Source organism: Wolbachia endosymbiont of Drosophila baimaii, from assembly GCF_028982185.1.
Taxonomy (GTDB): Bacteria; Pseudomonadota; Alphaproteobacteria; order Rickettsiales; family Anaplasmataceae; genus Wolbachia; species Wolbachia pipientis.
The window spans coordinates 1-9,175 of record NZ_JAPQLE010000158.1; the positions used below are offsets into that span (position 1 = coordinate 1).

A 9,175-nucleotide genomic window follows, 5' to 3' on the forward strand; every position below is an offset into this window, starting at 1 on the left:
AAACATTCCTCTATTCGAATCCTTTCGTCATGCTGTTGATTCTGCCTTCCTATGACCTGTTCGGACTATTATGAGAAATGCTATACTATCAGTCTCACCAGCAACTCAAAGAGCATCTTTATGACTTTGTTATGGCCTACAATTATGCTAAAAGACTCAAAACTCTTAAGGGTCTTACACCTTTTGAGTTTATATCTTTACAGTGGACAAAATCTCCTGAATTGTTCATACTAAATCCACACCATCACACTCTGGGACCATACACTCCCTGTGTTTCGTAATATTATACAATCAAATTGATAAAAGCTGTATTATCTCCTTGCAGCATTAAGTGTATATTTTTTGCTATTTTTTCCACTAAGGGAGTAACATTATCAAAATTTGAAAATTTTGATAACACATAATCTGCTAAGCTTCTTTGATCTTCAGGTCTACCCACTCCAAATCTCAAGCGCCAATAATCGTTGCCAATAAAACTATCTATGGATTTAAGTCCATTATGTCCAGCAGAGCTACCACCTTTCTTTATTTTTATTCTTCCAAGTTCCAAATCAGCGTCATCGTGTATGACAACAATATTATCTAGCGATAATTTGTAAAAGTTTCGTATTTTTGCAACAGGGATGCCTGAATTATTCATAAATGAATAAGGCTTTATTAACATGATTTTATTATCATTAATTATGTCAGAGGTTATTAGATAATCGGCTTTTTTAGAGAACGACTGGAAATTCCAATATTTGCAAATTGTATCAACTACGATGAAGCCGATATTATGATAAGTTAACTCATATTGACCACCAGGGTTACCAAGCCCAACTATCAGGTGCACTATTCCTCTGTTTCTGCTTGAGGTTCTTCAACGTCACTATCGGCAGCAGAAATTGTAACAATGGTAAAATTTTCTTCTTCATGAGCTACAAACTTAACACCTTCTGGTAATTTTACATCATTAATATGTATAGACTGGCCAATCATTTTACCGGATAAATCAACTTCAATAACCTGAGGTATTTTATCAGGAGAGCATTTAACAGCAATAGAACGACACAAAACATTAAGCACTCCACCTAATTTGATTCCTGGAGCTTTACTTTCATTCACAAATGATAGAGGTATGTCTATTTTAATTTCACTACCTTTATCAACAAACTGAAAATCAACATGTTGCACAGTATCCTTTACTACATGCAATTGGATATCGCGAACAAGAGCATATTCCTTTTTGCCCGAAATATTCAGCTCTATCAAATGTGCAGAAAGAGAGCCTGACTTATATTGCTTTGTGAATTCCTTTGCAGACAATGTCAAATTTACATTATCACGGCCCTTTCCATATATGATTCCAGGGATGTTTCCTTTCTTCCTTAGAGAATGCATCGCTTTTGTTTTTGTTATATCACGTAACTCTGCATTAATTGTTACTATTTCCTGTTGCGTCATCGGTTACTCCTATTCAGCTAATCCTTTTAATATAATTTAATAATAATATAACATAAAAATATTTATTTCAAACTTCATTCTTTCATACTAATTGTTTGTGAAAGGATTTATTTAGATATATATTTAAGCTTATTTAACAAGAACTATGGGCATTGACGATAAAGTAGTTTTTAGGATTTATAGACCAACAAGAACTGCAACACAATCTGGTTTAGGTAATACAAATTTCTGGCACCTGAAAATTGAATCTGGCTCTTACTACATTGAACCTTTAATGGGGTGGGTTAGCTCAAAAGATCCAAAAAAACAGATTGTATTAAAGTTTGATTCTCTTGAAAAAGCAGTATTCTACGCAAAAAAACGCAACGTTAAATACATAATTGAAATGCCAAAAAATGTTAAGAGGCTGCCAAAATCTTACGCAAGCAATTTCATACTAAAGTAAGTTGCACAACAAATGGTGTTATGCAAGTAGCTGAAGCTGCTCTCCTTTGTCATCCCAGTGCCCAGACACTGGGATCCAGGAATTTTATTAAGTTGGTAAGCATAAAAATAGCTGTTTTACGTTAAAATACAATGTTTTTGATGATTATGGAAAGGCTGGATCCCAGTGTCAAGCACTGGGATGACACCATTTGTTGTAAACTCACTTTTACTCTATGGTTATACTACCTTGCCGCTATCCTGAACGGATACAAAGTAAGTTTTATTGTGATGTGCTCATCTGTAAAAAATAAGACTTAATCTCACTGTTGATCATGGATTTTAAGTTGTGCTAGCACACTGCGGCCATTTAAAGAGTCAAGATTTTTAACCTGGCTAGCCAGTATTAAAGAGTTATTTTTCAGGTATTTCTTTACAAGGCTTGCAAGTCTTTTTGGATTATTCAAATAGCTCCACTCTGCTTGTAAAACTTTTATATCACTTTGTACTAAATTAATTTCACTTTTTATTTTTATTAGCTCTCTATTTAACGACTGAACATGTAATTTTACCTTAAATAGTCCTACAATGCTAAGAAAAAACATAACTATTGAGATGATGCAGAAAGTTCTCACAACAACCTCTGTATAGCTCTTAGTTTTGCTGAGCGTGAACGCGGATTTGCACTTACTTCTTCTATACTTGCTTCAATCACTTTTTTATTTAGAAGAGAGAATGTCTTGCAATCAGCAGCACATAAATCTTTAAAAAAAGTTTTGACTATACGATCTTCTAAGGAATGAAAGGTGACGACAATTAATTTGCCATTCTCATTTAAAATTTCAGATGCAGCTTTAATGCCCTTTTCAAGTTCTCCCAGCTCATCGTTTACCCATATTCTGATTGCCTGAAATGTTCTGGTTGCAGGATCAATTTTGCTTTTTCCACGAAATACCACGGAACGTATAATGTTCGCAAGCTCAAATGTAGTTTTGATAGTTTTCTTCTTCCGTGCATTTACTATTGCTCTTGCAATTTTGCGAGAATGACGTTCGCCTCCGTAGTTATACATAGTATTTGCGATTTCTTCTTCGCGTAAAGCGTTAACAAACGTTGAAGCGTTTATATAAGAAGAGTTATCCATACTCATATCGAGTGGACCATCATGTAAAAATGAGAACCCTCTATCTCCGTTATCAAGCTGCATAGATGAAACTCCGATGTCAAAAACTATTCCATCGATACCTTCAATATTGTTGCTATCTAATAAATTTTTAATATTACTAAACCTCTCAATAAATAGTTTTATTCTATCGGGATATCTAACGCTTAAATCATCATAAAACTTAGTTACCGTTTCATCTCTATCAATTGCGTATAGTTTACAATCAGCTAACTCTAGTATTGCTTTGCTATACCCTCCAGCTCCAAATGTGGCGTCCACGTATATGCCACCATCCTGCGGTGATAGTAGTGATAGCATCTCTTTTAACAAAACTGGAGTGTGTGTCATATCAAAAAATTTAAGTACAGTTGGTGTAGATATCCTACTCTACTCTTCACATCAATTTTATTTATGTACATAGATTTTCTTGCCAAAATATGGTATCTTATCGGAATATATGAGCAATAATATTAAAATCAAGGTTTAATATTGTTAATATAATATTCACATAACGTTCACATTTTTTTTATATATAAGATCAAACAGGCTATAGGGAAATTATGCAGCAAATAACAAAAGTAATATTTTCAAGTTTGATTTGTAACACTTTATTGTGGTATGACCACATGCTTTTTGGCCACTTAATAAACATAATAGGTGGTGTGTTTTTTCCATCGGATGATCAACTAACCAGCGTATTGAAGGCTTTTGGAGTGTTTGCAGTGGGTTTCTTAATGAGACCAGTCGGTGCTGCTATATTTGGTCACATTGGTGATAAACATGGCAGAAGAGTTGCCTTATTGCTCTCGATTATATTAATGACTTTATCAACCGTATTAATTGCTTTTGTTCCAGGTTATCAAAGCATTGGAATACTAGCGTCAATGCTGGTAGTGTGTTTAAGATTATTGCAGGGTATATCTCTTGGAGGAGAAGCAGGAAATGCACCATTTTTAATAGAACATGCTCCTAAAAACAAAAAAGGATTTTTTGGCAGCATTGAGGTATTAAGTGCAATTCTTGGTTCAATATTAAGCCTGATAGCGGTACTCATATGCAAAAAAGTATCTGATTTTGAATCTTGGGGGTGGAGATTACCTTTCATTTTCAGTTTAGCAATGGGATTAATTAGCATATATATGAGATATATACTTGATGAAAGCCCAGAGTATAAAAGACAAAAAAATCCGTCTAAATTGCCACTAAAAGAGTTATTAAACAATTACAAAAAGCCTGTTCTAATATCAATAGGTATTGACTTGGTTGAAAATGCGTCTCTCTATATATATTTGGTATTTTTCAATGTGCTTACGAATAAAATATTAACAGTAAATACTCATTTTAATCATATAGTGGAAATACTGAGTCAAATTGCGCTCGGAGGATTGACAATATTATTTGCTATACTTTCTGATAAGGTAGGAAGAGAAAAAGTTATGAAATTTGCATTTATAGCTTTTGTAATAGTAAGTTATCCAGTTTTTTCAATGTTATGTAGTGGCAATTACTTGCTGGCACACATTCTTTTTATAATTCCAATAGCTGCATCGCTTGGTCCTGTCAGTGCACTTATGTGCGAATTATTTCCAACAAAGGTTCGGTACAGTGGATTTGGTTTATCAAGAAATATAGCTGCTGGATTTTTTGGCGGCCTTGCACCATTTATATGCACAACAATTATCAAGGTTACAGGACAAGAGACTTCAGCTAGTTTTTACATGATTTTCTGTGCATTAATTGGGCTAGTTGCTATATCGCAAATTAAGGGTGAGCTTTCTTCAAGATCCAAATAGTTGCAGAGTTCAAAAAAATCTAATTATATGGCGGGAAGTGCCAATTTTTAGGTGATAATGTGAATATTTCAGCACCATCTTTTGTTACTCCAATCGTATGTTCAAATTGAGCAGAAAGTGAAAGATCGCGTGTTGTCACTGTCCAGTCATCGAGTTTACTGAGCAGAGTCTCATGTTTTCCAGCATTAATCATTGGCTCTATTGTAAAAAACATACCTTCCTTCAAGACGAGATCTTCATCTTGATCATAGAAATGCACTACATTCGGTGGAGCATGAAAGACTTTTCCTATACCATGTCCGCAGTAGCTGCATACGATAGAATATCCAAAATCTCTAATATATTTCTCTATAGCGAGCCCTATTTCATTTAACTTATTGCCGGGCTTAACTTGTTTGATTGCTTCCATCAATGCATGATAAGTAGCGTCACACAAACGTTTTGCTTTTATTGATGGTTTGCCAACCCAAAACATGCGACTTGTATCACCATGCCAGCCATTTAAAATCACCGTAACGTCAATATTCAAAATATCTCCATCTTTAAGCAGTTCATCATCGGGAACACCATGGCACACAACTGCATTTTTTGAAGTGCAAATTGATTTTGGATACCCCCTATAATTTAGTGGTGCTGGAATTGCACCTGCATTAATTATAAAATCATGACATAGATCATTTAACTCATTAGTTGTTACCCCTATCTTTACGTACGGTGCAATGAAATCAAGAGTTTCAGCAGCAAGCCTGCCAGCCTTGCGCATAAATTCAAAATCTTCTTGTGAGTGTATAGTTACGTTCATATTTTCCATGTCTTATTATAATTGGTACGCTTACTTACAGTACATAAATGTAATAACCTTGCGTATTATGAAAATAAGCCCTATGGATCCTAGCGTCAAGTCATTTGTATGAAAGGTGGTCAAGCAAGAAGTCTATTTAATAATCTGAACTATACAACTATTATCTCAAGATAATCTGAAGGTTTTTTGTGATAGTAATCGATGCTCTTAGGATTCACCTCAATATAAGTATTGTAGATACGATTCTCAAAACCACCTCTCTCTTGTTTTTTAGAGATACGCTTTTCTTCAATTTGTTCTATTGATAGTCCACTTTCTTTGCCTAATGCATGTATGACCTCAAGTAAATCGGCTAACTCTTCAAGATTTTCATCTGAGGTTTTAGAGGCAATAACCTCCTTTGCTTCTTCTAAAAGTTTATCTTTGAGACATTCAATGTATTCATCTTTTTCCATCACCCTCTCATAAACAATAATTCCGTGGGAACGTATAATTTCAGTTGTATGATCACGAGCAAGTTTATTAATTTTGAAACAATGTTTTTTATTCATAATGTTTCCTTTGATAGATATAAGAATTTCATTCAGTAAAATTAAACTGTAACTTTTGACTTAACCCAATGGTACAACTTACTCATTTTACCATCTTGTCCTAACATACCAGAGTTATTTTTATAAAAAGTGTCAACTATTAGCTTTATAGAACCTATAGCAGCAGAAAATACAGGATTTTTATCATATTCGCCATCAAGACCGCTACAAGACTCAGGGCACCCAATTCGAACTTGCTTATTGAATATATAGCCTGCAATTTCCTTCATGCTTGTGAGTTGACTAGTTCCACCTGTGATCACCACTTTATTAATTGGATCTTTCTGCTCTTGAAATTGCTCTCTTACCATTTCAAGTATTTCTTCAACTCTTGGTCTTATGATGTTAATAAGCTCAGATTTGAATACTTGAGTAGGTTCATCATTTTCACTATTTTGGACTGTAATATATTCGTTCTCATCTATTGAAGTTACGATAGTGCTACCATACAGTATTTTTATATACTCTGCACGTTCTATGCTTGTGCATAGCCCGTAAGCAATATCTCGAGTGATATGAACACCACCAATTGGAACGCTGCTTGCATACACAAGTTTCCCTCTTTTGAAAATTCCAATTGCAGTGCGCCCACCGCCTATATCAACAATAGCAGTCCCGAGCTCTTTTTCATCTCCACTGAGACACGCAAGACCTGCAGAATATGCAGAAGCAATACAACCCGCCATATTTAATCCACCATTATTAGTAATACAGTTTTCAATATTGGTAAGCGCTGGACGCGAAGCAGTGACAACATTAACATCAGCAGATAGTCTTTTTCCATACAATCCACCGACTTCTTTTATGTCAGTCATATCATCTAAATGATATTTCAGTGGTATATTGTGAATGATAACATTCTCTTCAATATATTTCTCAAACGTCTGAAAAACTACACGTTTTATATCCCGGTCAGAAATTTCATGATTAGCTGCAATAATTTCATTATGTACATTGAAAGATGAGATGCCACATCCAGCAATGTTCACATATATCTGATCTATGGTTTCTTCTGATACTTGTTCAGCTAAACCTATAGTTGATGAGATGGAGTAATTTGCGTGTTTTACATTAGTTATCGACCCACCGTTTACACCTTCTGCAATCTTATAGCCCGTTCCTGTTACTTTATAGCTGAAGTTGCCATTTATTTTAACGATTAGACAAATAATCTTTGTTGTACCTATGTCTAAAACAGCAAAAACGTTTCTCTTTGGTTTTGCTATTACTGCAGAGTACATTAGTTAACCTTATTACGCAATTTCATTTAAATTGTAGCTTTCTTTAATAATTTATATTTCTATTATAGATATAGCAACATTTTAATATACACTAAATTCTGGACAAAAGGAAAAGCAAAACATAGAATTATAATTTTTATGTCCATATTACCAATTGTAATTGCCCCTGATGAAAGACTAATCACACGTGCCAGTGAAGTAACAGATATAAACGATAAAATTAAAGAATTAGTAAACGACATGTTCGAAACTATGTATGATGCAGAAGGTCTTGGCCTTGCTGCAGTGCAAGTTGGAGTGTTAAAGAGAATTTTTGTTGTGGATGTTCAGCTAGAAACAATTGAAAATGAGCCAGCAGGATATGAATCAATTGGCAAATTTTGCATGATTAATCCAGAAATTACGGAATTATCTGATGAACAAGTGACTCTCAAGGAAGGGTGCCTTTCAATTCCAGAGCAAAGCTATGAAATTAAGCGTCCAAAGTATTTAACTGTGAAATACAGAGACTTAAATAACGAAGAACAGACGCTAAAAGCTAGTGGTTGGCTTGCAAGGTGTATTCAGCATGAATTAGATCACTTAAACGGCATATTATATATTAGACATTTATCTAAATTAAAGTATGATATGGCCATGAAAAAAGCACAAAAGGTTAAAAAGCATTATGAGCAATAAAGACCTAGAATTATTAAAATTTTACCATGAAGTGGGCGTTAATTGCACACTAACAGAGGGTGAAGAGGAAAAAAAATTGGAGAGCAAAGAGAGTGTACAACCCTCTGTTATCCAAACTGGGACCCAGAAGAAAGATGCAGATACGCGCTGGGATGACACTAAAGATGGAAAAGACATGTTTCCAAGTGACTGGATAATTGAAGCAAGGAAACTTGCAAGCAAATGTAATAGTGTGGATGAACTAAGAAGTGCAGTTGAATCATTTGAAGGTTGTGAGATAAAAAAAACTGCAACTAATACTGTCTTTTCCGATGGTAATCCAAACGCAAAAGTTATGCTCGTTGGTGAAGCTCCAGGAGCAAATGAAGACCTTCAAGGCATACCATTTTGTGGTGCAAGTGGAATGTTGCTCGATAAAATATTAAATGCAATCAATCTTGATCGCACTAAGGTATACATAAGCAATACTGTATTTTGGCGTCCACCTGGCAATAGAAAGCCAACCGACCTAGAGCTTGATATGTGCAGACCATTTGTCGAAAAACACGTTGCACTAGTTTCACCACAAATTTTAATTTTGGTCGGGGGAATCGCATGTTATAGCCTTCTTGACAGCACAAAAACTATATCGAATTTGCGTGGCAGATTTCATACGTACACTAACCAATATTTGTCCAATTCAATCACCACAGCCGCTATATTTCATCCAGCTTACCTACTTCGCCAACCAGCACAAAAACGTTTAGCCTGGGAGGACTTGAAGAAGATTAGGGAGTATCTTGATAACACCAATAACTGCACAAATACCTAATAAAGTGGTAGACCTCTTGCATAGTTTTTTGCAGCATGTTAACAATCGTTAGAAACGAAAAAACTTCCTTGACAAACTCCGCCAGCCCCCTTATCATAAAATTGAAGCTATTGTATTTGCTTTCGCCAATCTGCAGATCAAAAGGTAAGGATTACTTAATGTATCGGCGTCTTATGTTCAATTTTTTGCAGTATATAGATACTGTATGTCTTTACAAAACTTCATCTAC

At 34.8% G+C, this 9,175-nt stretch carries 11 protein-coding genes and 1 pseudogene; 5 read left to right on the forward strand and 7 right to left on the reverse strand.

The window, feature by feature from the left end; translation table 11 throughout:
- Nucleotides 1-83: 83 nt before the first annotated feature.
- Nucleotides 84-281 (forward strand): annotated as a pseudogene (locus OZD66_RS05110) (IS3 family transposase); the annotation flags it as partial.
- A gap of 2 nt (nucleotides 282-283) precedes the next feature.
- Here OZD66_RS05110 and pth read toward each other — a convergent pair.
- The gene (gene pth, locus OZD66_RS05115) at nucleotides 284-832 is read right to left on the reverse strand and encodes an aminoacyl-tRNA hydrolase (RefSeq protein ID WP_182366320.1); all 549 of its coding nucleotides are present in this window, start codon (nucleotides 830-832) and stop codon (nucleotides 284-286) included.
- Nucleotides 832-1,443, reverse strand: a complete 612-nt coding sequence (locus OZD66_RS05120; RefSeq protein WP_182366318.1) for a 50S ribosomal protein L25/general stress protein Ctc — start codon at nucleotides 1,441-1,443, stop codon at nucleotides 832-834. Before OZD66_RS05120 ends, pth begins: the two co-directional genes overlap by 1 nt.
- Before the next feature lie 145 nt (nucleotides 1,444-1,588).
- Between OZD66_RS05120 and OZD66_RS05125 the strand changes: the two genes are divergently transcribed.
- Nucleotides 1,589-1,888 carry an ETC complex I subunit gene (locus tag OZD66_RS05125; protein ID WP_182366316.1) on the forward strand — a complete coding sequence of 100 codons (300 nt, stop codon included), beginning with the start codon at nucleotides 1,589-1,591 and terminating at the stop codon, nucleotides 1,886-1,888.
- Nucleotides 1,889-2,189: 301 nt separating this feature from the next.
- Here OZD66_RS05125 and ftsL read toward each other — a convergent pair whose 3' ends face one another.
- Nucleotides 2,190-2,501 (reverse strand): cell division protein FtsL, encoded by a 312-nt coding sequence (gene ftsL / locus OZD66_RS05130; protein ID WP_007548286.1) that lies wholly within the window; start codon nucleotides 2,499-2,501, stop codon nucleotides 2,190-2,192.
- Entirely contained in the window at nucleotides 2,498-3,379 is an 882-nt protein-coding gene (gene rsmH, locus OZD66_RS05135; RefSeq protein WP_182366314.1) for a 16S rRNA (cytosine(1402)-N(4))-methyltransferase RsmH, read from the reverse strand. Before rsmH ends, ftsL begins: the two co-directional genes overlap by 4 nt.
- 212 nt (nucleotides 3,380-3,591) lie before the next feature.
- Between rsmH and OZD66_RS05140 the strand changes: the two genes are divergently transcribed.
- Nucleotides 3,592-4,824, forward strand: coding sequence for an MFS transporter (locus OZD66_RS05140; protein ID WP_182366312.1), 1,233 nt, complete (start codon nucleotides 3,592-3,594; stop codon nucleotides 4,822-4,824).
- A 19-nt stretch (nucleotides 4,825-4,843) separates the two neighbouring features.
- Here OZD66_RS05140 and map read toward each other — a convergent pair whose 3' ends face one another.
- The 3 genes from map to ftsA form a co-directional block, all read right to left on the reverse strand.
- On the reverse strand, nucleotides 4,844-5,626 hold the full coding sequence (map, locus tag OZD66_RS05145) for a type I methionyl aminopeptidase (protein ID WP_182366310.1): 783 nt from the start codon (nucleotides 5,624-5,626) through the stop codon (nucleotides 4,844-4,846).
- Nucleotides 5,627-5,775: 149 nt separating this feature from the next.
- Nucleotides 5,776-6,177, reverse strand: coding sequence for a nucleoside triphosphate pyrophosphohydrolase (locus OZD66_RS05150; protein ID WP_182366308.1), 402 nt, complete (start codon nucleotides 6,175-6,177; stop codon nucleotides 5,776-5,778).
- A gap of 41 nt (nucleotides 6,178-6,218) precedes the next feature.
- A complete protein-coding gene (gene ftsA, locus OZD66_RS05155) occupies nucleotides 6,219-7,457 on the reverse strand; it encodes a cell division protein FtsA (RefSeq protein WP_182366305.1) in 1,239 nt (412 codons plus the stop codon).
- A 138-nt stretch (nucleotides 7,458-7,595) separates the two neighbouring features.
- Between ftsA and def the strand changes: the two genes are divergently transcribed.
- Nucleotides 7,596-8,135, forward strand: coding sequence for a peptide deformylase (gene def, locus OZD66_RS05160; protein ID WP_006279678.1), 540 nt, complete (start codon nucleotides 7,596-7,598; stop codon nucleotides 8,133-8,135).
- Complete coding sequence (locus OZD66_RS05165) at nucleotides 8,125-8,946, forward strand: uracil-DNA glycosylase (protein ID WP_182366302.1); 822 nt, start codon at nucleotides 8,125-8,127, stop codon at nucleotides 8,944-8,946. The genes def and OZD66_RS05165 overlap by 11 nt, the downstream gene beginning before the upstream one ends.
- Nucleotides 8,947-9,175 lie beyond the last annotated feature (229 nt).

Excerpts from the sequence above, each read along its gene's own strand:
- def (WP_006279678.1), top strand. The coding sequence starts at position 7,596 with ATGTCCATATTACCAATTGTAATTGCCCCTGATGAAAGACTAATCACA.
- OZD66_RS05120 (WP_182366318.1), bottom strand. The coding sequence starts at position 1,443 with ATGACGCAACAGGAAATAGTAACAATTAATGCAGAGTTACGTGATATA.
- OZD66_RS05150 (WP_182366308.1), bottom strand. The coding sequence starts at position 6,177 with ATGAATAAAAAACATTGTTTCAAAATTAATAAACTTGCTCGTGATCAT.
- OZD66_RS05125 (WP_182366316.1), top strand. The coding sequence starts at position 1,589 with ATGGGCATTGACGATAAAGTAGTTTTTAGGATTTATAGACCAACAAGA.
- OZD66_RS05165 (WP_182366302.1), top strand. The coding sequence starts at position 8,125 with ATGAGCAATAAAGACCTAGAATTATTAAAATTTTACCATGAAGTGGGC.
- OZD66_RS05140 (WP_182366312.1), top strand. The coding sequence starts at position 3,592 with ATGCAGCAAATAACAAAAGTAATATTTTCAAGTTTGATTTGTAACACT.
- map (WP_182366310.1), bottom strand. The coding sequence starts at position 5,626 with ATGAACGTAACTATACACTCACAAGAAGATTTTGAATTTATGCGCAAG.
- rsmH (WP_182366314.1), bottom strand. The coding sequence starts at position 3,379 with ATGACACACACTCCAGTTTTGTTAAAAGAGATGCTATCACTACTATCA.
- ftsA (WP_182366305.1), bottom strand. The coding sequence starts at position 7,457 with ATGTACTCTGCAGTAATAGCAAAACCAAAGAGAAACGTTTTTGCTGTT.